Annotated in this window: 25 protein-coding genes and 2 pseudogenes; 12 read left to right on the forward strand and 15 right to left on the reverse strand. The window is 71.0% G+C overall.

Going from position 1 to position 22,591, the window contains the following annotated elements; all coding sequences use genetic code 11:
- Both CJZ98_RS13985 and selD read right to left on the reverse strand, forming a co-directional pair.
- Positions 1 to 113 (reverse strand): annotated as a pseudogene (locus tag CJZ98_RS13985) (IS5/IS1182 family transposase); the annotation flags it as partial.
- 130 nt (positions 114 to 243) lie between these two features.
- Positions 244 to 2,400 (reverse strand): selenide, water dikinase SelD, encoded by a 2,157-nt coding sequence (gene selD, locus CJZ98_RS13990; protein ID WP_390625533.1) that lies wholly within the window; start codon positions 2,398 to 2,400, stop codon positions 244 to 246.
- Between the two features lie 185 nt (positions 2,401 to 2,585).
- On the opposite strand from selD, the gene hisS reads away from it, so the two are divergent.
- The 4 genes from hisS (at position 2,586) to CJZ98_RS14010 (ending at position 7,662) form a co-directional block, all read left to right on the forward strand.
- Positions 2,586 to 3,902, forward strand: a complete 1,317-nt coding sequence (gene hisS / locus CJZ98_RS13995) for a histidine--tRNA ligase (RefSeq protein ID WP_094591768.1) — start codon at positions 2,586 to 2,588, stop codon at positions 3,900 to 3,902.
- A 29-nt stretch (positions 3,903 to 3,931) separates the two neighbouring features.
- On the forward strand, positions 3,932 to 5,374 hold the full coding sequence (locus CJZ98_RS14000; protein ID WP_094591749.1) for a nucleotide sugar dehydrogenase: 1,443 nt from the start codon (positions 3,932 to 3,934) through the stop codon (positions 5,372 to 5,374).
- A gap of 252 nt (positions 5,375 to 5,626) precedes the next feature.
- Complete coding sequence (locus tag CJZ98_RS14005) at positions 5,627 to 6,568, forward strand: UDP-glucuronic acid decarboxylase family protein (RefSeq protein WP_094591750.1); 942 nt, start codon at positions 5,627 to 5,629, stop codon at positions 6,566 to 6,568.
- A gap of 23 nt (positions 6,569 to 6,591) precedes the next feature.
- On the forward strand, positions 6,592 to 7,662 hold the full coding sequence (locus CJZ98_RS14010) for an NAD-dependent epimerase (protein ID WP_094591751.1): 1,071 nt from the start codon (positions 6,592 to 6,594) through the stop codon (positions 7,660 to 7,662).
- 69 nt (positions 7,663 to 7,731) lie between these two features.
- Here the strand turns inward: CJZ98_RS14010 and CJZ98_RS14015 are convergent, their stop codons facing one another.
- The 6 genes from CJZ98_RS14015 to CJZ98_RS14040 form a co-directional block, all read right to left on the reverse strand.
- Positions 7,732 to 7,932 (reverse strand): photosystem II reaction center protein J, encoded by a 201-nt coding sequence (locus CJZ98_RS14015; RefSeq protein ID WP_094591752.1) that lies wholly within the window; start codon positions 7,930 to 7,932, stop codon positions 7,732 to 7,734.
- 15 nt (positions 7,933 to 7,947) lie between these two features.
- The gene (locus CJZ98_RS14020) at positions 7,948 to 8,067 is read right to left on the reverse strand and encodes a photosystem II reaction center protein L (protein WP_094591753.1); all 120 of its coding nucleotides are present in this window, start codon (positions 8,065 to 8,067) and stop codon (positions 7,948 to 7,950) included.
- Positions 8,068 to 8,092: 25 nt separating this feature from the next.
- Entirely contained in the window at positions 8,093 to 8,230 is a 138-nt protein-coding gene (psbF, locus tag CJZ98_RS14025; RefSeq protein WP_094591754.1) for a cytochrome b559 subunit beta, read from the reverse strand.
- A gap of 3 nt (positions 8,231 to 8,233) precedes the next feature.
- A complete protein-coding gene (psbE, locus tag CJZ98_RS14030; protein ID WP_094591755.1) occupies positions 8,234 to 8,482 on the reverse strand; it encodes a cytochrome b559 subunit alpha in 249 nt (82 codons plus the stop codon).
- A 150-nt stretch (positions 8,483 to 8,632) separates the two neighbouring features.
- On the reverse strand, positions 8,633 to 9,640 hold the full coding sequence (locus CJZ98_RS14035) for a photosynthesis system II assembly factor Ycf48 (protein ID WP_198537818.1): 1,008 nt from the start codon (positions 9,638 to 9,640) through the stop codon (positions 8,633 to 8,635).
- A gap of 41 nt (positions 9,641 to 9,681) precedes the next feature.
- A complete protein-coding gene (locus tag CJZ98_RS14040; protein ID WP_232756485.1) occupies positions 9,682 to 10,131 on the reverse strand; it encodes a rubredoxin in 450 nt (149 codons plus the stop codon).
- A gap of 134 nt (positions 10,132 to 10,265) precedes the next feature.
- Here CJZ98_RS14040 and CJZ98_RS14045 point away from each other — a divergent pair, with 134 nt between their 5' ends.
- The 3 genes from CJZ98_RS14045 (at position 10,266) to CJZ98_RS14055 (ending at position 12,094) form a co-directional block, all read left to right on the forward strand.
- Complete coding sequence (locus CJZ98_RS14045) at positions 10,266 to 10,628, forward strand: NAD(P)H-quinone oxidoreductase subunit 3 (protein ID WP_094591756.1); 363 nt, start codon at positions 10,266 to 10,268, stop codon at positions 10,626 to 10,628.
- Positions 10,629 to 10,728: 100 nt separating this feature from the next.
- On the forward strand, positions 10,729 to 11,478 hold the full coding sequence (gene nuoB / locus CJZ98_RS14050; RefSeq protein ID WP_094591757.1) for an NADH-quinone oxidoreductase subunit NuoB: 750 nt from the start codon (positions 10,729 to 10,731) through the stop codon (positions 11,476 to 11,478).
- A gap of 10 nt (positions 11,479 to 11,488) precedes the next feature.
- Positions 11,489 to 12,094 carry an NAD(P)H-quinone oxidoreductase subunit J gene (locus CJZ98_RS14055; RefSeq protein WP_094591758.1) on the forward strand — a complete coding sequence of 202 codons (606 nt, stop codon included), beginning with the start codon at positions 11,489 to 11,491 and terminating at the stop codon, positions 12,092 to 12,094.
- On the opposite strand, the gene CJZ98_RS14060 is transcribed toward CJZ98_RS14055, so the two are convergent.
- The gene (locus CJZ98_RS14060) at positions 12,088 to 13,497 is read right to left on the reverse strand and encodes a gluconeogenesis factor YvcK family protein (RefSeq protein ID WP_094591759.1); all 1,410 of its coding nucleotides are present in this window, start codon (positions 13,495 to 13,497) and stop codon (positions 12,088 to 12,090) included. The genes CJZ98_RS14055 and CJZ98_RS14060 overlap by 7 nt on opposite strands.
- Positions 13,498 to 13,659: 162 nt before the next feature.
- On the opposite strand from CJZ98_RS14060, the gene CJZ98_RS14065 reads away from it, so the two are divergent.
- Positions 13,660 to 14,418, forward strand: coding sequence for an ABC transporter ATP-binding protein (locus CJZ98_RS14065; RefSeq protein WP_232756486.1), 759 nt, complete (start codon positions 13,660 to 13,662; stop codon positions 14,416 to 14,418).
- 3 nt (positions 14,419 to 14,421) lie between these two features.
- The gene (locus CJZ98_RS14070; protein ID WP_094591761.1) at positions 14,422 to 15,357 is read left to right on the forward strand and encodes an MlaD family protein; all 936 of its coding nucleotides are present in this window, start codon (positions 14,422 to 14,424) and stop codon (positions 15,355 to 15,357) included.
- 4 nt (positions 15,358 to 15,361) lie between these two features.
- On the opposite strand, the gene bchD is transcribed toward CJZ98_RS14070, so the two are convergent.
- On the reverse strand, positions 15,362 to 17,518 hold the full coding sequence (bchD, locus tag CJZ98_RS14075; RefSeq protein WP_094591771.1) for a magnesium chelatase ATPase subunit D: 2,157 nt from the start codon (positions 17,516 to 17,518) through the stop codon (positions 15,362 to 15,364).
- A gap of 91 nt (positions 17,519 to 17,609) precedes the next feature.
- Here bchD and folK point away from each other — a divergent pair, with 91 nt between their 5' ends.
- Genes folK through CJZ98_RS14090 form a run of 3 tightly spaced genes read left to right on the forward strand, consistent with a single transcriptional unit; the run spans position 17,610 to position 20,444 of the window.
- Positions 17,610 to 18,215, forward strand: a complete 606-nt coding sequence (folK, locus tag CJZ98_RS19140) for a 2-amino-4-hydroxy-6-hydroxymethyldihydropteridine diphosphokinase (protein ID WP_315861404.1) — start codon at positions 17,610 to 17,612, stop codon at positions 18,213 to 18,215.
- A 53-nt stretch (positions 18,216 to 18,268) separates the two neighbouring features.
- Positions 18,269 to 18,829 carry an NUDIX domain-containing protein gene (locus CJZ98_RS14085; protein ID WP_094591763.1) on the forward strand — a complete coding sequence of 187 codons (561 nt, stop codon included), beginning with the start codon at positions 18,269 to 18,271 and terminating at the stop codon, positions 18,827 to 18,829.
- A 31-nt stretch (positions 18,830 to 18,860) separates the two neighbouring features.
- Positions 18,861 to 20,444: an FAD-binding domain-containing protein gene (locus tag CJZ98_RS14090; RefSeq protein ID WP_094591764.1), complete on the forward strand. Its 1,584-nt coding sequence runs from the start codon at positions 18,861 to 18,863 to the stop codon at positions 20,442 to 20,444.
- A 7-nt stretch (positions 20,445 to 20,451) separates the two neighbouring features.
- Here CJZ98_RS14090 and CJZ98_RS14095 read toward each other — a convergent pair whose 3' ends face one another.
- From CJZ98_RS14095 to CJZ98_RS14110, 5 genes and pseudogenes are all read right to left on the reverse strand, one after another.
- Positions 20,452 to 21,009, reverse strand: a complete 558-nt coding sequence (locus tag CJZ98_RS14095; RefSeq protein WP_198537820.1) for a methyltransferase — start codon at positions 21,007 to 21,009, stop codon at positions 20,452 to 20,454.
- 1 nt (position 21,010) lies between these two features.
- A pseudogene (locus CJZ98_RS19465) lies at positions 21,011 to 21,133 on the reverse strand (FAD-binding protein); the annotation flags it as partial.
- A 3-nt stretch (positions 21,134 to 21,136) separates the two neighbouring features.
- On the reverse strand, positions 21,137 to 21,583 hold the full coding sequence (locus tag CJZ98_RS14100; protein WP_094591766.1) for a hypothetical protein: 447 nt from the start codon (positions 21,581 to 21,583) through the stop codon (positions 21,137 to 21,139).
- Complete coding sequence (locus CJZ98_RS14105) at positions 21,580 to 22,458, reverse strand: sulfite exporter TauE/SafE family protein (protein ID WP_094591767.1); 879 nt, start codon at positions 22,456 to 22,458, stop codon at positions 21,580 to 21,582. Before CJZ98_RS14105 ends, CJZ98_RS14100 begins: the two co-directional genes overlap by 4 nt.
- A partial coding sequence (locus tag CJZ98_RS14110; RefSeq protein ID WP_157911010.1) for a YgaP family membrane protein occupies positions 22,455 to 22,591 on the reverse strand: 137 nt, incomplete at its 5' end. The genes CJZ98_RS14110 and CJZ98_RS14105, both read right to left, overlap by 4 nt.

Genomic DNA, 22,591 nt, shown 5'->3' on the forward strand with positions numbered 1-22,591 from the left:
AACGCCTGATCCGCCAGCCGCCGCACCTGCCGCAGGGGATGGGCCCTGGGGATCCGCTCCTCGGTGGAGACGTAGGAGAACAGGGGACCGGTCCGCTGCTGCTGGCCGCGCATCCGTTCAGTGCCGTTGGGCCATTCTCCCGCGGATCGGTTGGTTTTTCAGCAGCCTCCTAGGCGTGGGCCTGCTGCTTGCGGTCGGCCCCTGGTTTCTCCTGGGGCCGTGGCGTTCCAGGGGTGCCCCAGCTCAGCCCGCCAGCACCCGCCCGATCACGGCCGCCTCCGCAAAGCCAGCGTCCCGCACTGCCGCGAGGGCGGCTGGCGCTTGCTGCTGTGGCAGGGCCGCCAGCAGCGGGCCGCAGGTCTGGGGATCCACCAGCAGCGCCCGCCGTGCGGCGTTGGCCGGGCCCACCAGGCGGATCGGGCCCTCGGGCTCCAGCAGCGCCAGGGCCGCCGCGTTGGCGGGGGCCAAGCTGCTGGCCAGTCCCTGGGCCAGCAGCTCCAGGGCTCCGGCCAGGGCCGGGATGGCGGTGGCGGCCAGCTCGACCTGGGCGGCGGGAGCAGGCCCAGACCCGGCCCGGCCCGCCACCGGGTTCGGGCCGCCCAGCATCTCCCCGAGGTGGCCCAGCAGCCCGAAGCCCGTGATGTCGGTGCAGGCCCGGCAGCCGTGGGCGGACAGCAGCGCCACGAGCGGCGCCTGGCTCCGCTGCATCACCTCCAGAGCCGCGTCCACCCACTCGGGCCGGGCTGCCCCCGCCATGGCGGCGGCGAACAGTACCCCGCTGCCGATCGGCCTGGTCAGCAGCAGCACGTCACCGGGCTGCAGCGGCCCCTTGGGCCAGGGCTGATCAGTGGGCACCAGGCCGTTCACCGTGAGCCCCAGGACCAGGCCGGCTCCATCGCGCGCCTCCAGGGTGTGGCCGCCGATCAGCCGGGCCCCCAGGGGATCCAGCACCGACCGTACCCCCGCCAGGGTCTGAAGCAACAGCTCCTCCTGCACCGCCGGAGCGGCTTCCGGCACCGTGACAAGTGCCTGGGCGCTGGTCACCCTGGCGCCGCTGGCCCAGAGGTCGCTGCAGGCGTGCAGGGCGGTGAGGCGGCCATTCAGCCAGGGGTCGTCCACCAGGGCCGGGAACCCATCGACGCTCTGCAGCAGCGGCTCGCCATCGGCGGTGGTCGTCACCAGGGCGGCGTCCTCGGCCGCTGGGCTCACGCCGCCGGCACCGGGCTCCTCACCGGCCAGCCGGGCGAGGGCTCCGGCCAGGGGACTGGCGGCCAGCTTGGCGCCACAGCCTCGGCAGGCGATGGCACCCGCAGCGTCGGCGCCGGAGGCCCCCATCGGCGCCCGTGCCTGGAATCGGGCCATGAACTGCCGATCGATCCGGTGCTTCCAGCGCCACAACCAGCTGCTCGGCCCCAGGGCCAGCGGGCCCCAGAGGGCCAGGGCGCGGGAGTCCCGGCCCCGCCAACCCCCGTCGCCCAGCAGTTGCAGGGCCCGGGCCTGGGGGCGCCAGGCCTCCAGCGGTCGCTGCGGCTGCTCCAGGCTGCGCCTCAGGTTGCGGGCCAGCAGTGGCGCTGCCCGAACGGCCCACACCCCCGAGGGCGGCCGTGGTGCCGCGGCGATCTGGCCGCAGTCGCCCGCCGCAAACAGGGCGGGCTGGCCGAGCACGGCCAGGCTGGCCTCGGTGAGCACCCGCCCGCTGCCGGGATCCACCGGCAGACCGCTGGCCGCCAGCCAGGTCGGTGCCCGACTGCCTGTGCAGGCCAGATCGGCTGGAGCGTCGGGGCTGACGCTCCGCTCCACCGGGATGCCCGCCTCGGCCAGCAGGCGCTCCCCGGCCCGGTTGGCGGCGCTGGATCCCAGGTGCAAGTCCCGCCCCCGCAACAGCAGCCGGGCAGGGAGGCCCCGGGCCCGGAAGGCCAGGGCCAGCTCCACGGCCGCGGCGCCGCCGCCACGGATGCGCAGGGGGGCGTCGCCGCCGCGGGCCTCGCTCCAGGCCAGGAAGGACTCCAGGGGTTTCACCGGCATCGGCAGGTCCCAGGCCTCCGGGCTGTCCCCTGCTCCACCGGCCCCCGCCGGAGCCCTGGCCACCTCTGCCCCAGAGGCCCTCTCCCCCACGGCCGTCACCGCCCCCACATCCAGGCTGAGTCGGTCGAAGCGCAGGGCCGGCCGGCCCGCCAGCAGCAGCTCGCGCTCCTGGGCCCGCACCCCTGTGATCTCGGCCCGCACGAAGGTCACCCCCGCCCAGGCGCAGAGGCGGCGCAGGTCGATGGCGCAGGCCTCCCGGTTGTAGAGGCCCGCCACCAGGCCCGGCACCATGCCGGAATACAGGGCCGTGCTGTGGCGGCTCACAAGGGTGATCAGGGTGCGCTCCGGCCGCAGCGCCGGCTGCATCGCCCACATCCGCAGCACCAGCGCGTGACTGTGGCCGCCGCCGGCCAGCACCAGCAGCTGGCGGGGTGGTGGGCTGGCCTGGCGCTGGGGACCCACGCGGGTGCTGGCGTTTCCGCCATTCAACCGGGCCGATCCTGGGCGGGGTCCGCCCCCCATCGCGGAAGATGGCCCAATCAGAGGTCGACGAGCGCCCGGTGGAGAAACTGCAGAGCCTGCGGGGCATGGTGGATCTGCTGCCCGCCCACACCCCCCTCTGGCAGCGGCTTGAGGCCACGGCCCGCGAGCACTTCCGCCGCGCCGGTGTTGCCGAGATCCGTACGCCGCTGCTGGAGGTCACAGAGCTGTTCGCCCGCGGCATCGGCGAGGCCACCGACGTGGTGGGCAAGGAGATGTACTCCTTCCTCGACAAGGGGGAGCGCCGTTGCACCCTGCGGCCGGAGGGCACGGCCTCGGTGGTGCGGGCGGCGATCCAGCACGGCCTGCTCAGCCAGGGCCCCCAGCGGCTCTGGTACGGCGGACCGATGTTCCGCTACGAGCGACCCCAGGCGGGCCGCCAGCGCCAGTTCCACCAGATCGGCCTGGAGTTCCTGGGCTTCGCCGATCCCCGCAGTGATGTGGAGGCCATAGCCGTGGCCTGGGACCTGCTGGCCGAGCTGGGGGTGGGCGGCCTGGCCCTGGAGCTCAACTCCCTCGGCAGCAGCGACGACCGGGCCCGCTACCGCAGTGAACTGGTGGCCTGGCTGGAGGTCCGCCGCGACCAGCTCGATTCCGATTCCCAGGCGCGGCTGGCCACCAATCCCCTGCGCATCCTCGACTCCAAGAATCCCGAGACGCAGGCGCTGCTCGCCGGTGCCCCCACCCTGGCCGGCGCCCTGGCCCCTGGGAGCCGCGAGCGCTTCGCGGCCGTGCAGGCGGGTCTGGAGGCGCTGGGGATCCCGTTCCAGCTCAACCCGCGCCTGGTGCGGGGCCTCGACTACTACAGCCACACGGCCTTCGAGATCACCTCCAGCCAGCTGGGCGCCCAGGCCACCGTCTGCGGGGGCGGCCGCTACGACGGCCTGGTGGAGCAGCTGGGCGGACCCGCCACCTCCGCCATCGGCTGGGCCCTGGGCATGGAGCGGCTGGTGCTGCTGCTGGAGCAGCTCGACTCCCAGCGCTCGGCGCCCGCGCCCGACCTCTATGTGGTGAGCCGGGGCACGGCGGCCGAACCCCTGGCGCTGCGGCTGGCCCGGGAGCTGCGGCTGGCCGGGCGCGCGGTGGAGCTTGATCTCAGTGGCGCCGCCTTCGGCAAGCAGCTCAAGCGAGCCGATCGCTCCGGCGCCCCCTGGGCCCTGGTGATCGGGGATGGCGAGGCGGAGCAGGGCCAGGTGATCCTCAAGCGGCTGCGGCTTCCGGCGGGCCAGATTCCTGGGGGCTCGATCCCGGTGGGCCAGGCGGACGTGGAGCACGCGGCCGCGGGGCAGGCGGAGGAGCGGCTCAGCCTGCTGGAGCTGCGCGAGCGGTTCGCTTAGGGTCCGGCCCAGCCCAGCAGCCTCGGCCCTTGTCTCACCCCTCCCCGGTTCGCACCATCTGCTGCATCGGTGCGGGCTATGTGGGCGGTCCGACGATGGCGGTGATCGCCGATCGCTGTCCGGAGATCCAGGTGACGGTGGTGGACCTCAACGCCGAGCGCATCGCCGCCTGGAACGACCCGGACCTCTCCCGGCTGCCGGTGTACGAGCCGGGGCTCGATGCAGTGGTGGGCCGCTGCCGGGGCCGGAATCTGCACTTCAGCACCGCGGTGGAGCCGGCGATCGCGGCGGCCGATCTGGTGTTTCTCTCCGTGAACACCCCCACCAAGACCAAGGGCGTGGGGGCTGGCCAGGCCAGCGACCTGCGCTGGATCGAGGCCTCCGCCCGCCAGGTGGCCGCCTGCTCCCAGGGCCACACGATCGTGGTGGAAAAGAGCACCCTGCCGGTGCGCACCGCCGAGACCGTGCAGGCGATCCTGACGGCGGCCCAGGGGGAGGGTGCCCCGGGGGATGGCTCCACCCCGGGCAAGAGCTTCTCCGTGCTCTCCAACCCGGAGTTCCTGGCCGAGGGGACGGCCATCGCCGATCTGGAGAATCCCGATCGCGTGCTGATCGGCGGCGAGGATCCTGTCGCGATCGAGGCCCTGGCCGACATCTATGCCCACTGGGTGGCCCCCGAGCAGATCCTGCGCACCAACCTCTGGAGCAGTGAGCTCTCCAAGCTCACCGCCAACGCCTTTCTGGCCCAGCGGATCTCCTCGATCAACAGCATCGCCGCCTTCTGCGAGGCCACCGGTGCCGACGTGCAGGAGGTGGCCAGGGCGATCGGCACCGACTCCCGTATCGGCCCCAAGTTCCTCAAGGCTGGTCCGGGCTTCGGGGGCAGCTGTTTCCAGAAGGACATCCTCAACCTGGTGTACCTCTGCGGCCATTACGGCCTGCACGAGGTGGCCGCCTACTGGCAGAGCGTGGTGGATCTCAATAGCTGGCAGCAGCACCGCATCGCCAGGCTGGTGGTGCGGCGCCTTTTCGGCACGGTTACCGGCAAGCGTCTGGCCGTGCTCGGCTTCGCCTTCAAGGCCGATACCAACGACACCCGCGAGGCCCCGGCGATCCGCATCTGCCGCGACTTGCTGGAGGAGGGGGCCCAGCTGGCGATCTACGACCCGAAGGTGTGCGCCGCCCAGATCGCCCGGGACCTGGGGCAAGCCGAGCTGCCCGCCGAGGCCAGCGAACGCCAGGCTCTCAGCGGCGAGGGGAGCTGGCGCGCGGCGTCCTCGGCCTTCGAGGCCGGGGCGGCGGCCGATGCGGCCCTGATCCTCACCGAGTGGGGTGAGTTCGCCCAGCTCGACTGGCAGGCCCTGGCCGCCGGGATGCGGCAGCCCGCCTGGGTGTTCGATGCCCGGGCCGTGGCCGATGCCGCGGCCGTTCGGGCTGCCGGCTTGCAGCTCTGGCGTGTCGGCGAGGGCTGACCTGTGCCGGGAGCGCATGTGCAGACCATGCACACTCCGCCCCAAGCTCAACCGATTGTCGGCTCGAAAGCTGTCGATCTCGCGATAGGACAGCCCTGCCGTCGCCACGTCTGCCTTTGGCTTGGACCGCCATCGACCCGGCCCGCGGGCGGTGGGATCGCTTCTTCACCCGATCGGCAAGATTCGCAGCCTGTAGGCAACCAGATCTGCAATCCTGAACTCCGAGTCAGCCCTCTTCACCCCAGCCCCACCGTGCCCACCATCACCCGCAATCTCGTGACCGGCGGCGCCGGCTTCGTGGGCTCCCACCTGGTGGATCGGCTGATGGAGGCGGGCGAGGAGGTGATCTGCCTCGACAACTACTTCACCGGCCGCAAGGCCAACATCGCCCGCTGGTTCGGCCACCCCAACTTCGAGCTGATCCGCCACGACGTAACCGATCCGATCCGCCTGGAGGTCGACCGCATCTGGCACCTGGCCTGCCCGGCCTCGCCTGTGCACTACCAGCACAACCCGATCAAGACGGCCAAGACCAGTTTCCTCGGCACCTACAACATGCTCGGCCTGGCCCGCCGGGTGGGTGCGCGGCTGCTGCTGGCCAGCACCAGCGAAGTGTATGGTGATCCGGAGGTGCATCCCCAGCCCGAGAGCTATCGCGGCAACGTCAACACCCACGGCATTCGTGCCTGCTACGACGAGGGCAAGCGGGTGGCCGAAACGCTCTGTTTCGATTACCAGCGCATGCACGGCGTGGAGATCCGCATCGCCCGAATCTTCAACACCTACGGCCCGCGCATGTTGCCCGATGATGGCCGCGTTGTGAGCAACTTCATCGTGCAGGCCCTGCGCGGCGAGCCGCTCACCCTCTACGGCGACGGCTCCCAGACCCGCTCCTTCTGCTATGTGGATGATCTGGTGGAGGGGCTGATCCGGCTGATGAATGGCGACCATCCGGGCCCGATCAACCTGGGTAATCCCGGCGAGTTCACGATCCGCCAGCTGGCGGAGATGGTGAAGGCGCGCATCGCCCCGGCCCTGCCGTTGGTGCAGAAGCCCCTGCCCCAGGATGATCCCCTGCAGCGCCAGCCCGTGATCGATCTGGCCCGCCAGCAGCTCGGCTGGGAGCCCCGCATCCCCCTGGAGCAGGGCCTGGAGGCCACCATCGCCGACTTCCGGTCCCGGCTCGATCCCTGAGCATCCCCCCCCTGCCTGCGCCCATGTCCGCCAGCTCTGGCCCGATCCTCGTCACCGGCGCTGCGGGCTTCATCGGCGCCGCCGTGGCCCGCCGGTTGCTGGCGCGCGGTGAGCGCGTGATCGGCCTCGACAACCTCAACAGCTACTACGACCCTTCACTCAAGCGAGCCCGCCTTGCCCTGATCGAAGCGGAGCTGCCGGCGTGGGCCGATGGAGCGGGAGCTGCCGCGGCATCCGCCGCCGGACCCTGGAGTTTCCACCAGCTGGCGGTGGAGGACGGTGAGGCCCTGGCGGAGCTGTTCGCGGTCGAGCGGCCCCGGGCCGTGGTGCATCTGGCGGCCCAGGCCGGGGTTCGCTATTCGCTGGAGAATCCCGCGGCCTACGTGCAGAGCAACCTGGTGGGCTTCGGGCACATCCTCGAGGGCTGCCGCCACCACGGCGTGGAGCACTTGGTGTATGCCTCCAGCAGCTCGGTGTACGGCGGCAACCGGCAGATGCCCTTTTCCGAGCAGCACGCCGTGAACCATCCGGTGAGCCTCTATGCAGCCACCAAGAAGGCCAATGAGCTGATGGCCCACACCTACAGCCACCTCTACGGCCTGCCGGCCACTGGCCTGCGCTTCTTCACCGTCTACGGCCCCTGGGGCCGCCCCGACATGGCGCCGATGCTGTTTGCCCGGGCGATCCTGGCCGGCGAACCGATCCGGGTGTTCAACCACGGCCGCATGCAACGCGATTTCACCTACATCGACGACATTGTGGAGGGCGTGATCCGCTGCCTGGACAAGCCCGCCAGCGCCGATCTCCACTTCGATCCGCTGCACCCCAATCCGGCCACGGCCGCGGTGCCCCACCGGCTGTTCAACATCGGCAATGCCCAGCCCACCGAGCTGCTGCGCTTCATCGCCGTGCTGGAGGAGGCCCTGGGCCGCGAGGCCCTCAAGGACTTCCAGCCGATGCAGCCGGGCGATGTGCCGGCGACCGCCGCCGACACGGTGGCCCTGGAGGCCTGGGTGGGATTCAGGCCCTCCACCCTGATCGAGCTTGGCGTGGAGCGCTTTGCCCGCTGGTATCGGCAGTTCTACGGCTGCTGAGCTGCTGGCACGAAAAAAGCGGGCCCTACGTGGACCCGCTGGCTGAGAAGGTGGTTCCCCTGGTGGAGATCAGGCAGAACCCACGCCCACGTAGGCGCCATAGAAGAACAGGCCCACTACAAAGATCACAGCCATACCGCCGGCGGTGGCGACCAGCCACAGGGGCAGGACGCCCTCGGTCCAGCGGTTACGCCAGGCCACGGCCGGGCGTCCATCGGGGAGACGATCGGGGATCCGGCCGTCAGGAAGGTTGGATTTCTTGCCGCTCATCGTGAAGGCTCCCGATCAGTTGAAGAAGTAGCTGGTGAACAGCACGCCGATGACGAACACAAACAGCAGGCCGAGATAGAGGCTGGTGCGGTTCAGTTCAACCGGAAGGTTGTTCGGATTGGGGGTGCGTTGCATGGCGGTGATGGGTCCGGTGTGGACCTCAGCGGCGGACGAACTGCATGGCGGCCAGGGCACCCAGGAAGAACACCGTGGGGATGCCCAGCGCATGCAACGACAACCACCGAACCGTGAAGATCGGGTAGTTGCGGGGCGTGGTGGAGACGGAGGACTGGGTCATGGCTTATTTCAGGCGCAGATCGAGGCTGCTCTTGGCGTCGTAGCGCTGGCTAACGACGGGCGCCTTGGTGTCCTGGGCCTGGAAATAGGCGTCAGGACGGGGGGTGCCAAAGGCGTCGTAGGCGAGACCCGTGGACACAAACAGGAAACCCGCCAGGAAGATCGCCGGCAGGGTCACGGCATGAATCACCCAGTAACGGATGCTCGTGATGATTTCGAAGAACGGACGTTCCCCAGTAGAGCCGGCAGCCATGGCAGCAAGCGTTCAGCTTGTGGATCCTAAGGGCCGGATGGGGGCCGCCGGGATCGCTGCGGCGGCTTGGTTACACAGGGACGCAGTTGGGCGCGGCCGGGGCCGGCGGGAGCAGCGGCGGGGGGTTGGCGATCCCGCTGCCCGTTGTGCTCAGCCCACCCAGCGCAGCAGGGAGCCCCGCTCCCCCAGCACGAAGCCCTTGCCATCGGGGCTGAAGGCGATGCGGCTGAAGTTGGTGGGCTGCTGGGCCCCCACCGGGTCCTTCTGCCAGCTCTTGCCGCCATCGGCGCTCACCAGCAGGGTGCCGCTGCCGCCGCCCGTCCAGAGCTGGCCGCTGGGATCCCAGGCCAGGTCGAGGTAGCCGAAGCCGTTGGTGATCGGGATCACGGGCTTGCTCCAGTCCTCGGGGTTGGCGGCGTCGGGGTTGAAGCGAAGCTGGGCGCCGCGGGTCACCATCCACAGCTCGCCACCGGGCTGGAAGCCCATGGCCTGGACCCGCTGGCTGCTGACGCGCTGGTGCGGGGTCCAGACCGCCTCCCCGGGGTTCCAGGTGGCGAAGAAGTTGCCCAGGCTGCTCACGCTCACGTACTGGCCATCGGGACCGCGCCGCAGGTCACGCACGGCGCCGGCGGCGTCGCTCACCTCGGCCTGCCAGCTGGTGCCGCCGTCGTCGGTGCGGTAGATGGCGCCCACGTTGGTGGCCAGCTCGGCCCGGTTGCGGCCCTGGGCCGTGATCAGGTAGGGCTCGCCAGGCAGTTTGGTGTCGAGGAACAGGCGGCTCCAGCTCTGGCCGGCGTCCGTGCTGTGCAGCAGCAGGCCGGGCTGGCCGGCGATCCAGCCCTCATCGCCGCTGAAATCGATGCTGATCAGGCGGAAGTTCTCCTCCGCCGGCAGCTCCAGGGCCCGCTCCTGCCAGCTGGCGCCGCCGTCGCTGGTCTCGAGGATCAAACGGTTGCTGCCCACCAGGAAGCCGTGGCGGCTGTCGCTGAAGGCCAGGTCCAGGGGGTTGGATTTGGTGTGGATGTCCACCGGCTGCCAGGGGCTGCTGGCCGCCACCGGCAGGCCGGTGCTGACGCAGCCGCCCAGGCCCAGGGCCAGGACCCCACAGAGCGTCAGGGTGAACAGGCTGCGGCTGAGGCTGGAGAGAAGGCGTTTCACGGCGGAGTGCGGGAAGCGGGCGGGAGCGGGACGGGCTGGGCTCAGCGCAGCGAGTAGAGCGAGAGGAAGAAGGCGAACGCCAGGGCGAAGCCGCCGAAGATCAGCACGTTCTTCTGGCCGGGCGTGAGCTGGTTCACGCCGAGGCCGTAACCCAGATTCTCTTCGAAGCCGCTGGGCTTGTTGCGGGGGCCGATGTCGCGGAAGGCGGCCACCTTGCTGCGGCACACCGGGCAGCGGAAGCTGGCCACATCCAGTGCGCTGAAGGGAGTGCCGGGCGCGATGGCGAGCTTGGCGATCCCCTCGCCCGGGTCGTAGACGAAGCCGCAGCTGCGGCACTCGAAGCGATGGGTGTCGGGGTCGCTGCCGGGGGCAGGGGGCTCGGGCTCCGCTGCCGGCGCTGGCACCGGGATGACCTCTTCCGGGCTCGCCTCTGCCGCACTGGCCTCGGTCGTCCTGAGCTCTGCGTTCTCCTCCGTCACCCGTACCCGCATCGAAGGGATGAACTCTAGGCAGCGGCTTCAGTCGGCGCTCCGCAGGCGGGGGCCGGCGTCAGGCAGGCCTGGCCACCGCCCCAGCTTCCAGGCCATGGATGCCAGACTGCGCAGCGGTTGGGCTGCCTGCGCCCGTGTTCGTTCTCTCCGGCTACGACGCCTTTCTCGGCTTCCTGCTGATCGCGGCGGCCGTGCCCGTGCTGGCGCTGGTCACCAACAAGCTGTTGTCGCCCACGTCGCGCAGCGGCGAACGGGACCTCACCTACGAATCGGGCATGGAGCCCATCGGCGGTGCCTGGATCCAGTTCAACATCCGCTACTACATGTTTGCGCTGGTCTTCGTGATCTTCGACGTGGAGACCGTGTTCCTCTATCCCTGGGCCGTGGCCTTCCACCGCCTGGGGCTGCTGGCCTTCATTGAGGCGCTGGTGTTCATCTCCATCCTGCTGGTGGCCCTGGCCTACGCCTGGCGCAAGGGCGCCCTCGAGTGGAGCTGATCCGCCGCTGATCCACCCCTGATCCGCTGCCATCCCGCCGCCATCCCGTCGCCCCGCCCCCATGACCTCCTCCCCTTCCGCAGCCGGTGCAAGCGCCGGCATGGCCGAGGCCCTCTCGATCGGGGCGCTTCGGGATCTCCGCTCCGCCAGCTGCAACCCGGTGGGTGCCCCCACGGTCACCAGCGACCTCTCGGAGAACGTCATCCTCACCAGCCTGGATGACCTGCACAACTGGGCGAGGCTCTCCAGCCTCTGGCCGCTGCTCTACGGCACCGCCTGCTGCTTCATCGAGTTCGCCGCCCTGATCGGCTCCCGCTTCGACTTCGACCGCTTCGGCCTGGTGCCGCGCTCCAGCCCGCGCCAGGCCGACCTGCTGATCGTGGCCGGCACCGTGACCATGAAGATGGGCCCGGCCCTGGTGCGGCTCTATGAGCAGATGCCTGAGCCCAAGTACGTGATCGCCATGGGCGCCTGCACGATCACCGGTGGCATGTTCTCGGCCGACTCCACCACCGCCGTGCGGGGCGTGGACAAGCTGATCCCGGTGGACCTCTACCTGCCCGGCTGCCCGCCGCGGCCCGAGGCGATCTTCGATGCGGTGATCAAGCTGCGCAAGAAGGTGGGCAACGAGTCCCTCGCCGAGCGCGGCAACCTGCTGCCCACCCACCGCTACCTCACGATCCCCCACCAGCTCAAGGCCGTGACTCCCATCGTGGACGGTCGCTACCTCCGGGCCGAGACCCAGCAGGCCGCCCTGGCCGCCGCCGCGGGCCTGCCCGTGGGCGCTACGGCCACGGGCAGGCCTGAGGTGGCCCAGCCCGCCGCCATTCCTGCCACCCCCGACGCCTGAGGCCAAGCCGATGCCAGAAGCGATCCCCAATCCTGGCGAGCAGCCTGCTGATCAGGCCGCCCCCGCCCTCACCACCCCCCAGTCCGGCCCCGTGAGTCAGTGGCTGCGCAGCCAGGGCTTCGACCACCACTCCCTCGAGCCCGACCACCTCGGCGTGGAAGTGATCGGTGTGGAGCCCGCCTTCCTGCCGGTGATCGCGGCGGCCCTCAGGGCCACTGGCTTCGACTACCTGCAGTGCCAGGGCGGCTACGACGAGGGCCCCGGAGGCCAGCTGGTGAGCTTCTACCACTTGGTGAAGCTCGCCGCCCTGGCCGATCAGGTGGCGGAGGCCCATGAGCCGGCCGGCACCAGTCACGCCATTCCCGCCGAGGCCAGGCCCGAGGAGGTGCGCCTGAAGGTGTTCCTGCCCCGCGATGGCGAGCTGCTGATTCCCAGCCTCTACGGTCTCTTCCGCGGTGCCGATTGGCAGGAGCGCGAGACCTTCGACATGTACGGCATCCGCTACGAGGGTCACCCCCATCCCAAGCGACTGCTGATGCCCGAGGACTGGAAGGGCTACCCACTGCGCAAGGACTACGTGCAGCCCGACTTCTACGAGCTGCAGGACGCCTACTGAGCCTTGCGGTGGCGCTTGTAGAAGCGCATCACCGCCAAGGCCACGCTCTTGGGGTCGTGGCGCAGGGTGGCGCTGGGACGGGTCCCCTGCAGCGGCGCCAGCATCACCTCGTAGCCCTGGCTGCGCAGCTGGCGGCTGTCGCAGGCCACCGGCTCGGCGCCCCGCTGGCGGTAGTGCTCGACCAGGGGGCCGGAGCCCAGATCCTCCTGGGCCAGCACGGCGGTGAACAGCCTCTCCTCCACGCCCAGGCTGGCCAGCTGGGCCTCCAGGGCCCGCAGGTGCCCGGTCACGTCCAGGCCATCGGTCTCGCCGGGCTGGGTCATCAGATTGCAGATGTAGAGCCGCGGTGCCTTGCTGCGCCCGATCGCCTCCACCAGCTCGGGCACCAGCAGGTTGGGCAGCAGCGAGGTGTAGAGGCTGCCTGGGCCCAACACGATCAGATCGGCATGGGCAATCGCCTCCAGGGCCCGAGGCAGGGCCGGTGGCCGCTCCGGTGTGCAGCCGAGCCGCACGATCGGGCTGGGGGCATGGCCGATGGTCGATTCCCCCTCAATGCGGGTGCCGTCCTCCAGCTCCGCCCAGAGGCGCACATCGGCGTTGGTGGCTGGAACCACCTGGCCCTGGACCGCCAGTACCCGGCTGCTGGCGGTGATCGCCGATTCCAGGCTGCCGGTGATGGCGGTGAGGGCCGAGAGGAACAGGTTGCCGAAGCTGTGGCCCTCCAGCCCCGTGCCGGCCTGGAAGCGGTACTGGAACAGGCGGGTGAGCAGCGGCTCCTCAGTGGCCAGGGCCGCCAGGCAGTTGCGCACGTCGCCGGGGGGCTGCACCCCCAGCTCGCGCCGCAGCACGCCACTGCTGCCGCCGTCGTCCGCCACGGTGACGATCGCAGTGAGGTTGCTGCTGTAGCGCTTCAGGCCCGAGAGCAGGGTGGAGAGGCCGGTGCCGCCGCCGATGGCCACGATCGCAGGGCCCCGGTTCAGGCGCCGCTGGGCCACCAGGGCATCTACCAGCACCGTGCCCTTCTCCGGGGCGAGGGCCTGCTGAATCGAGCCGAAGCTTCGGCTCTGGCCCAGCCAGATCATCGCTCCGCCCCCCAGCAGCACCAGCGGCCCGGTGTAGGCCCGCGGCAGCACGGTGGTGATGTGGCGCAGCAGCCAGGTGATCGACTCAAGCGTCCAGTAGATCGGCTGCAGGTCCGCCCAGATGGCGGCTCCGAGCACCGCCACCAGCAGACCCAGGCCGGAGGTGAGCATCCAGCGCTTCACCACCAGCCCGGGTTGCAGCCAGCGCACCGCCCGGCGCGAGCGGCTCACCAGGTCCTGCTGGCGCAGATCTCCCCGGCCAACCCAGCCGGGCCGTTGGCCGCGCCGGCGGGGCGGGCGACTGGAACGGGGCGGGCGCATCGCGCGATCGGACTGCTGAAACTGTACGGAGAACCCGCCAAGATGGCCCCACCCCCCGGTGACTCCCCGTTGTCTGACGGCCCGGCGACACCCCTGATCCAGGCCCCAGGCCCCAGCGCGTCCGCGTCAGCTCCCCAGCCGGCTCCAGTGCCGGTGCTGGAGATGCGGGGGGTCTCGGTGCGCTGGGGCAGCAACACCGTGCTCGACGGGGTGGATCTGCGGCTCGACCCCGGCGAGCGGCTGGCGGTGGTGGGCCCCTCGGGCGCCGGTAAATCGACGATCCTGCGGGTGCTGGCCGGCCTGATGCTGCCCACGACCGGCGAGTTGCGCATCCACGGCATTCCCCAGGCCTACCTGCGCCTGGACCAGCGCCATCCGCCGGATGTGCGCCTGGTGTTCCAGAACCCGGCCCTGCTGGCCTCCCTCAGCGTGAAGGAGAACGTGGGCTTCCTGCTCTACCGCCATGGTCGGCTCCAGGAGCGCGAGATCCGTGAGCGGGTGAGCCGGGCCCTGGAGGCGGTAGGGCTCTACGGCGTGGAGGACCTGCTGCCCGGCGAACTCAGCGGCGGCATGCAGAAGCGGGTGAGCTTCGCCCGCGCCCTGATCGAGGATCCCAGCCAGCCCGCGGGCCTGCAACCGCTGCTGCTCTTTGATGAGCCCACCGCGGGCCTGGATCCGGTGGCCTGCACCCGCATCGAGGACCTGATGGTGCGTGCCACGGAGGTGGCCGGTGGCGCCTCGGTGGTGGTGAGCCACGTGATGAGCACGATCCTGCGCTCGGCCGAGCGGGTGGTGCTGCTCTACGACGGGCTGCTGCGCTGGCAGGGCACGGTGGAGGAATTCCAGGTGAGTGACAACGCCTATGTCGAGCAGTTCAGGACGGGTAGCCTTGAGGGCCCGATGCAGCCTGCGGAGCTTTGATCCATGCGCCGCAGTGTGCGAGAGGCGATCGTGGGGTTCACCCTGCTGGCGGGGGTGGCCGGCGCCGCCGGGATCTGGCTCTGGATCAAGGGCGTCAACCTCTCCGGCCGCAACTGGACCGTGAAGGTGCGCTTCCCCGATGCTGCCGGCCTGGCGGAGCGCTCTTCGGTGACCTACCGGGGAGTGGTGGTGGGCACCGTGCGGCGGCTGGAGGCCCAGTCCGATGCGGTGCTGGCCGAGCTGGAAATCCAGGACCCCGACCTGCGCCTGGCCCGCCCGGTGCTGGCGGAGGTGCAGGCGGCCTCGCTGCTGGGGGGCGACGCCATGGTGGCGCTGCTGACGGCCGGCTCGGCCCCGGGGCCCGAAACCCCCGGCCCCCGCTCCCCGGCCTGTGATGCCAAGACCATCCTCTGCGCCGGTGGTGAGCTGACGGGGGAGAGCGCCGCCACCCTCTCCACCGTGACCGCGATGATGCAGCGGCTGCTGGATCAGGCGGACCGGGAGAAGCTGGTACCGAAGCTGGCCGAGACCACGCGCAGCTTCGATGCCACCTCCAAGCGGGCCGATCTCTTCCTTCGCGACGGCCAGGGCCTGGTGAAGGAGCTCAATTCGGCGGTGAAGAAGGCCGATCCCACCCTGGCCAACCTCAACCGCGCCACTGCCGATGCGGCCCGGGCCACGAAGCACCTCAAAAGCATCGTGGCCGCCTTCGACAACCCCCAGACCATCGGCCAGCTCAAGGCCACCGCCAGCAATGCCGAGAGGCTCACGGCCCGCTGGGAGGCGGTGGGGGGCGATGTGAACAAGCTCTCGGCCGATCCCCAGTTCATGGATGGGATCCGCAGCGTGGCCGTGGGCCTCGGCAAGTTCTTCGAGGAGCTCTATCCGGCCCAGACCGGAGCTGCGAAGGACCGGGCGGCGTCAGGGACCTCTCGCTGATCGGTCAGACCCCGCTGATCGCCTCCATGGCGATGGCGGCGATGGCCTGATCGCTGGCCTTGGGCAGCTGCACGTACTTGCCGCCGGCGGCCTCAGCCAGGTCCTTGCCCATGCCGCTGCCGATGAACTTGCGCTCGGTGTCGATCACCAACAGCTTGATGCCCAGGGCCCGGTAGCGGCTGGCCACCTGCTTCACCTCCTCCTTGAGGTCCACTGGCTCCTCGCCTTCCAGCTGGGGCTGCCCCAACGAGCGGCTGAGGGGCACATTGCCGCGGCCATCGGTGATCGCCACCACCACCACCTGGCCCAGATCGCCGGTGGCCAGGGCATTGGCCGCCACCCGGGCGGCCTGGGAGAGGCCGTGGGCCAGGGGTGAGCCACCGCCGCAGGGCATCGATTCGAGGCGCCGGCGCGCGGCGGTGATCGAGCGGGTGGGCGGCAGCAACACCTCGGCCTGCTCGCCGCGGAAGGGGATCAGGGCCACCTCATCGCGGTTTTCGTAGGCCTCGGTGAGCAGCCGGATCACGGCCCCCTTGGCGCTCTGCATGCGGTTGAGGGCCATGGATCCACTGGCATCCACCAGGAAGATCACCAGGGCACCGGCCTTGCGCTGCAGCTGCTTGGCCCGCAGGTCGCCGTCTTCGACGATCACGGTGCGATGCGGTTCCCGTTCGCGGCGGGTTTTCTGATAGGGGGCCGCGGCCCGCAGGGTGGCATCCACGGCGATCCGCTTCACCGGGCCTCGAGGCAGCATCGGCTTCACGTAGCGGCCGCGGGAGTCACTGAACACCACCGCCCGGCTGCCGCTGCCGCCGCTCTTGGCCTTGCCGGCGTTGAACAGCAGCAGATCGGGGTCGATGGCGATGGCCTCCGGATCCAGCAGGAATTCCTCCGGGATCGAGGGGGGTGCCTGGTCCTCGGGGGTGTCCTCCTCCTGCTCGGGCTCGTTGTCTTCGTCTGATTCGTTGTCCTGCTCGTTTTCCGGCGGCTCGGGCTGCTCCGGCTCCTGCTCGCCCTGCGGCGGGGGCGGCGGCGGCGGCTCCATCGGCTGGTCGGGATCGGGGGGCGGCAGCTGCAGGGCCCGCGGCGCGATCACCAGGCGCACGGCCACCTGCAGGTCGTCGGCCTCCACCTGGTCGCGGCCGGAGAGGGCCGCATGGGCCCGGGCCACCCGCACGGCGTAGAGCTCGGAGCGATGCCCCTCCACGCCGCCCCGCAGGGCCTCGTTCACCAGGTAGGTGATCTGCTCGCGGGAGATCTTCACATCGGGCAGCCACTGGCGCGCCAGCAGCAGCTGGGTGGCCAGGGCGTCGGTCTCCTCCTGCCATTTGACACGGAACGCCTCGCTCGATTCGGCCTGGGCCATGGCCGAGCGGGTGATCTCCACCCGCTGATCCAGCTCCAGCACCTGGTTGGCGCTGAGTGCAATGGCGAAGCGATCCAGCAAGTGGTCGCGCACGGCCCCCTCCTCGGGGTTGTAGGTGGCGATCAGCAGACAGCGGCAGGGGTGGGAGAGGCTCAGGCCCTCGCGCTCGATCCGGTTGTCGCCCGAGCCCACCGCCGCCAGCAGCAGGTTGGTGATGTTGTCGTCGAGCAGGTTGAGCTCGTCCACGTAGAGCACGCCCCGGTGCGCCTCGGCCAGCAGGCCCGGCTGGAACACCGCCTGGCCACTGGCCAGGGAGGCCGTCACATCCACCGAGCCCACCAGCCTGTCTTCGGTGATGCCGAGGGGCACCTGCACGAAAGGCGCCGGGATCACCTTGGTGGGCAGCAGGGCCTGGGCATCGGCTCCCGTGGGGTCTGCCCCCAGGTCGGTGAGGCGGGCGCGGGTGGCGGCGTCCCAGTCGTCCGGGCGCTGGGGATCGATGTTCAGGGCGTTGAGAGGGGCGCCGCTGCTCCCCAGGTCGAGCACGTCGATGGGGGGGAGCAGGGCGTGCAGGCCACGGGCCAGCACGGATTTGCCGGTGCCGCGGCCGCCGGCGATCACCACCCCGCCCAGGCCCGGATCCACGGCTGCCAGCAGCAGCGCCAGCTTCAAGGTGCCGTGGCCGGTGATGGCGGCCAGGGGGAAGGCCCGGGCCGCTGCGGAGCTGGAGGCGGATCCGCTGGTGGCTGATCCGCCGGCGACCGATCCGCTTGCCGCCGATCCGCTTGCAACCATGGGGAGGCCCGGGCCCGTCACTGTGAGCGCCAGTCTCGCTGATCAGCCTGGAGCGCCCGGCCCGGGTGGCGCCGGCCCCGGCCCTGCCGGCGTGGCCATCGCCCTGGGGGCAAACCTGGGTGACCCCCTCGCCACGCTGCTGGCGGTGCGGCCCCTGCTGGTCGGCTTGGCGCAGCGCTGCCTCGACCCGGCGCCTGGGCGGCTGTGCTGGTCGCCCCTGTTCCGCACGGAGCCGGTGGGCGGCCCGCCGGGCCAGCCGCCCTATCTGAATGCGGTGCTGTTGGTGGAGCCTGCTGTCCCGCTGGCGCCCAACCCCGCCGCGGCTCTGGCCCTGCTGGCGGACCTCCTGGCGTTGGAGCGGCGCTTCGGGCGGCGGCGGCTGGAGCACTGGGGGCCCCGCACCCTTGATCTCGACCTGCTCTGGTGGGGCTCGTTGCAACTGCAGACGCCGACACTGACGCTGCCCCATCCGCGGCTGGCGCAGCGGAGCTTCGTGCTGGCGCCGCTGGCGGCCATGGACCCGGCGCTGGTGCTTCCCGGCCCCGCCCTGGTGCCGGACTCCACGGCGTCGGCACCGGCTCCGCCCCATGGCCCCGATCCCGGCCCCAGCTGTGGCGCCCTGCTTGCGGCGCTGCTGCCCCGGCTGCCCGAGGCCCCTCCGCTGCGCCTGCCCGGCTGCCCCGGCTGGCCGGAGTGAGCGGGCCGTCCGCCCGCCTGCGCCATGCTGGCCCCATTCGCCGCCCCCGCCCCATGGCGCCCCTGCCCGCCCCTGAGCCCGCGCGCCATCTGGAGACCATCGCGGCCCTGGACGCCCGCAAGCTGCGCTTCGAGGTCAACCGGGTGCTGCTGCCGATGGGCGTGGAGGGCAGCTTTGGCATCATTCGCCACCCCGGAGCCTCCCTGGCGGTGCCGGTGCTCGATGACGGCCGGGTGGTGCTGCTGCGCCAGTACCGCTTCGCGGTGGCCGCCCGCCTGCTGGAGTTCCCGGCCGGCACCCTCGATCCGGGCGAGGACCCCCTCAGCACGATGCAGCGGGAGCTGCAGGAGGAGGCGGGCTACAGCGCCAGCCGCTGGGATCCACTCGGGGCGATGCTGCCCTGCCCCGGCTACTCCGACGAGGTGATTCACCTGTTCCTGGCCCGGGAGCTCTCCGAGCTGAGCGAGCGTCCCCCCGGCGACGACGACGAGGACCTGGAGGTGCTGCTGCTCGAGCCCGCCGAGCTGGATGCGGCCCTGGCCAGCGGCGATGAATACCTCGATGGCAAGAGCGTGACGGCCTGGCTGCGGGCCAAGCAGTTGCTGGGGATCTGAGCCAAACCCCGATCCGTCGCCACGGCACTGCATGACTCCACCCCGCTGGCTTTTCTGGCACCGGCGCGACCTGCGCCTGGCCGACAACCTGGGCCTGGCCGCTGCCGCCGCCGCGACCCCGGCCGTGACGGGGGTGTTCGTGCTCGATCCGGCCTTGCTGGCAGCGCCGGATCTGGCCCCGGCCCGGCTGTGGTTCCTGCGCGAGAGCCTGCTGGAGCTGGCCGAGCGCTGGCGGGCGGCCGGTAGTCGGCTTCTGCTGCTGCGGGGTGAGCCGGCCCTGGAGCTGCCTCGGCTGGCCGAGGCCCTCGGCGCCGAGGTGGTGGCCTGGAACCGGGATGTGGAGCCCTACGGCCGCGAGCGCGACCGCCAGGTGGCGGCGGCCCTCCAGGCCGCCGGCCGGCGGGTGCTGGTGGACTGGGACCAGCTGCTGGTGGCGCCCGAGGCCCTGCGCACCGGCGCCGGCGATCCCTACCGGGTCTACGGGCCGTTTCTGCGCAACTGGCGCGGCCAGGTGGAGCGCAAGGCGGAAGCTGGCGGACCGGCCCTGGTGGGGGGGCTGGAGCCGGTGGCGGCGCCTTCAGCCCTGGTGGACGTGGAGCAGGAGGCCCTGCCCGAGCCCCGACGCTCCCTCTGGACCCAGTTGCCCCTGCTGGAGGACCTGCCGGAGATGGAGGCCTTCGGCCCACCTTTTGCCGGCGCGGATCTGTGCCCTTGCCGGCCGGGGGAAGCGGTGGCGCTGGCCCAGCTGCGGGCCTTCTGCGATGGGGCGAGCGCTGCGGTTGCCCCAGCGGCCGGGGCCGGTCCGCTCGGTGCCACCGCGGGACGGCCCCCCGGTGGTCTGGCCATCCCCCTCTTTGGCTACGAGCCCGGCCGCAACCTGCCCGCCGAAGCCGGCACCTCCGCCCTGAGCGCCGCGCTCAAGTTCGGCACCCTCAGCCCCCGTCAGGCCTGGGCGGCGGCCCAGACGGCCCGCGCCACCGCTGAACAGCTGGGCAGGGGCGCCGAGGCCCTCGCTTCGATCGGGGTGTGGGAGCAGGAGCTGGCCTGGCGCGAGTTCTACCAGCAGGCCCTGTTCCACTTCCCCGAGCTGGCGGAGGGCCCCTATCGGCCCCAGTGGAAGCACTTCCCCTGGGAGAACCACCAGGGCCGCTACGAGGCCTGGTGCGAGGGGCTCACCGGCCAGCCGTTCGTGGATGCGGCGATGCGCCAGCTCAACGCCAGCGGCTGGATGCACAACCGCTGCCGCATGGTGGTGGCCTCCTACCTGGTGAAGGATCTGATCTGCGACTGGCGCTGGGGCGAGAGCGCCTTCATGGCGCGGCTGGTGGATGGAGATCTGGCGGCCAACAACGGCGGCTGGCAGTGGAGCGCCAGCAGCGGCATGGACCCCAAGCCGCTGCGCATCTTCAACCCCGCCACCCAGGCGGCCAAGTTCGACCCCGACGCCACCTACATCCGCACCTGGCTGCCGGAGCTGCGCCACGTGGCCACCCGGGATCTGCTCAGCGGCGAGATCGCCCCGCTGGAGCGCCGCGGCTACCCAGCCCCGATCGTGAACCACAAGGTTCAGCAGGCGCGGTTCAAGGCGCTCTACGCCAGCCTGCCGAAGGCCTGAGCGGGTCTCAGTCGATCCGGGCCTCCACCACTGACACCGCCGAGAGCGGCACGGTCCCCTCGAAGCTCATCTCGATGCTGCCTTCGGTCGCGAGGCGTTGCACGTGGGCCAGCAGGTGGGCATCGGGCCTGCCCTCCCGCACCGGGAAGAACTCCACCGCCAGCCGCGCCAGCTCCTGAACCGTGCCGTAGGTGGCCGCCAGGGCCGCCCGGGCCTTGCCGAGGTGGGACCAGTGGGGCAGCAGCAGCAGCAGCCGGCCACCTGGCCGCAGCAGGGGCCTGGCTTCCACGATCGAGCGCACCACCAGCTCGGAGCCGTCATCACCGCCGTTGGTGGCGATGCGCATGCCTTGGGTGAGGCCCCAGTCGGCATCGGCGGGATAGGGCACCGCCGGCGGGTGCACGGTCACCACGTCGAAACTGGCGGGTTCGAAGGTGGCGTAGAGGTCGGAGCGCACCACTGAGAGGGTCACGCCATTGGCGGCAGCGTGCTGGCGGGCCGCCGCCAGGGCCGGTTCCGCCAGGTCGGCCACTGTGACGGCCGTGCCCGGCACATGGCGGGCCACGGGTGCATCCCACCTGATCTCCCTCCACGATGGCGACCCGGGTGCCATGGGAGGCAGCCCGTTTGGCGGCAGCCAGGCCGCCAGAGCCGGCGTCAAGAACGATCAGATCGAAGGATTCACTCATGGCTCAGCCCAGGGAGGTGAGGTCGATGCGCTTGCGCACCCCATCGGGCAGGTTGCGGGAGATGGGGCAGAGCTTCATGCGTTCCTGCATGTAGGCGATGGCGTCGGCATCGGCGAGGCCCCGTTCCGGCTCGGAGGCGGCGGCATCCAGGCGGATGCGGAAGACACCCTCAACGCTGGCCACGATCCAGTCGTTGTTGGTGGTGACGAGGAAGTCGGCCTCCACCTGCTGCAGCGGAATGGCCTTCTCCCTGGCATTGGCTACCAGATAGAAGTGCTGGCAGAGCAGCAGCGAGATCAGGTAGATCCGGAACCCCGGCATGGAGAGGCTGAGCTGCTGGGGTTCCCATGCGCCGGAGTCGCCGAGGAACTCCACGACCAGGTCACTGGTGGCGCGATCCGGAGCGGGGTGGCTGCTGTGCAACCGGAACTGGAAGTTGCGTTCATTCATGGCGCGACGGAAGCGGTGGAGGGAGAGGAGACGGGGGAGGGCGCCCTGGACGCTGTGAGCACGATCTGGCGGCTGGCGGCAGTCCGGAGAACGATGGGCGGACGGTCATGGCGGCGCCAGGCCTCGAAGCCGGTGAGCAGGGCCGAGCCCAGCACCAGGGCCGCAAAGCCGCGCCGCAGCAGCCGTTCTGAGCTACGGGGAGCCAACCACTGACCCACGATGGCGCCGATCAGCCCGCCGCCGACAAGCCACAGCAGGGTGGTGAAGCCATGGGCAGACCAATGACCGATGGCCACCAGCGCCACCAGGCTGTTCACAGACAGCAGCAGCAGGCTGGTGCCACTGGCCAGCTGCATCGGCAGACCCGCCAGCAACACCAGGGCGGGCACAAGCGCAAAGCCTCCACCAACGCCGGCCACACCGGTGAGCAGCCCCAGCACCACCCCTTCCCCCGCCAGGGCCAGCGCTGGGGCGGGTTCGCGGGGTTGGACCGCTTTGCTCTGGGGGCGTTGCTCTTGAAGGTCACGGCGGATCATGAACCAGGCGGCGGCCAGGGCTGCCGCCGCAAAGATGCTGAGTTGCGCGGTTTCTGAGACCCAGCCGGCCTTCACCAGGCTGCCGCCGATCCACGCGCCGGCGAGGGCGGGAATGCCGAGAACCAAGGCAGCCCTGGGGGCCACCTGGTGGCGCCTGACGTAGGGCCCGAGATTGACGATCGACATCAGCGCCACCACCAGCAGCGAAATCGGCACCGCCTCCTGGGCAGACATGCCGGCCCCACTCACCAGCAACGGCATCAACAGGATTGAGCCCCCAGCACCCAGGGCTGCCAGCAGAAAGCCGATGAGGGTTCCCCCCACCAACAGCAGCATCATGGGGTCACCCGGTTCCAGGGCATGGCGGCCAGCAGACGGGCCATGCCGCAGAAGCCGCTGACGCCCGCGAAGGTGAGGCCGGCTCCCACGAAGCCACTCAGCCAGATCCAGCCCGGGGCCACCGTCTGGCTCA

It is taken from the genome of Vulcanococcus limneticus LL (genome assembly GCF_002252705.1).
Lineage (GTDB): Bacteria > Cyanobacteriota > Cyanobacteriia > PCC-6307 > Cyanobiaceae > Vulcanococcus > Vulcanococcus limneticus.

What these genes read in the sequence shown, in the direction of transcription:
- selD (WP_390625533.1), bottom strand. Translation starts at nt 2,400, where the DNA reads ATGTGGGCGATGCAGCCGGCGCTGCGGCCGGAGCGCACCCTGATCACC.
- CJZ98_RS14010 (WP_094591751.1), top strand. Translation starts at nt 6,592, where the DNA reads ATGTCCGCCAGCTCTGGCCCGATCCTCGTCACCGGCGCTGCGGGCTTC.
- CJZ98_RS14015 (WP_094591752.1), bottom strand. Translation starts at nt 7,932, where the DNA reads ATGAGCGGCAAGAAATCCAACCTTCCTGACGGCCGGATCCCCGATCGT.
- CJZ98_RS14020 (WP_094591753.1), bottom strand. Translation starts at nt 8,067, where the DNA reads ATGCAACGCACCCCCAATCCGAACAACCTTCCGGTTGAACTGAACCGC.
- psbF (WP_094591754.1), bottom strand. Translation starts at nt 8,230, where the DNA reads ATGACCCAGTCCTCCGTCTCCACCACGCCCCGCAACTACCCGATCTTC.
- psbE (WP_094591755.1), bottom strand. Translation starts at nt 8,482, where the DNA reads ATGGCTGCCGGCTCTACTGGGGAACGTCCGTTCTTCGAAATCATCACG.
- CJZ98_RS14040 (WP_232756485.1), bottom strand. Translation starts at nt 10,131, where the DNA reads ATGCGGGTACGGGTGACGGAGGAGAACGCAGAGCTCAGGACGACCGAG.
- nuoB (WP_094591757.1), top strand. Translation starts at nt 10,729, where the DNA reads ATGGCCGAGGCCCTCTCGATCGGGGCGCTTCGGGATCTCCGCTCCGCC.
- CJZ98_RS14055 (WP_094591758.1), top strand. Translation starts at nt 11,489, where the DNA reads ATGCCAGAAGCGATCCCCAATCCTGGCGAGCAGCCTGCTGATCAGGCC.
- CJZ98_RS14060 (WP_094591759.1), bottom strand. Translation starts at nt 13,497, where the DNA reads ATGCGCCCGCCCCGTTCCAGTCGCCCGCCCCGCCGGCGCGGCCAACGG.
- CJZ98_RS14065 (WP_232756486.1), top strand. Translation starts at nt 13,660, where the DNA reads ATGCGGGGGGTCTCGGTGCGCTGGGGCAGCAACACCGTGCTCGACGGG.
- CJZ98_RS14070 (WP_094591761.1), top strand. Translation starts at nt 14,422, where the DNA reads ATGCGCCGCAGTGTGCGAGAGGCGATCGTGGGGTTCACCCTGCTGGCG.
- bchD (WP_094591771.1), bottom strand. Translation starts at nt 17,518, where the DNA reads ATGGTTGCAAGCGGATCGGCGGCAAGCGGATCGGTCGCCGGCGGATCA.
- CJZ98_RS14085 (WP_094591763.1), top strand. Translation starts at nt 18,269, where the DNA reads ATGGCGCCCCTGCCCGCCCCTGAGCCCGCGCGCCATCTGGAGACCATC.
- CJZ98_RS14090 (WP_094591764.1), top strand. Translation starts at nt 18,861, where the DNA reads ATGACTCCACCCCGCTGGCTTTTCTGGCACCGGCGCGACCTGCGCCTG.
- CJZ98_RS14100 (WP_094591766.1), bottom strand. Translation starts at nt 21,583, where the DNA reads ATGAATGAACGCAACTTCCAGTTCCGGTTGCACAGCAGCCACCCCGCT.
- CJZ98_RS14105 (WP_094591767.1), bottom strand. Translation starts at nt 22,458, where the DNA reads ATGATGCTGCTGTTGGTGGGGGGAACCCTCATCGGCTTTCTGCTGGCA.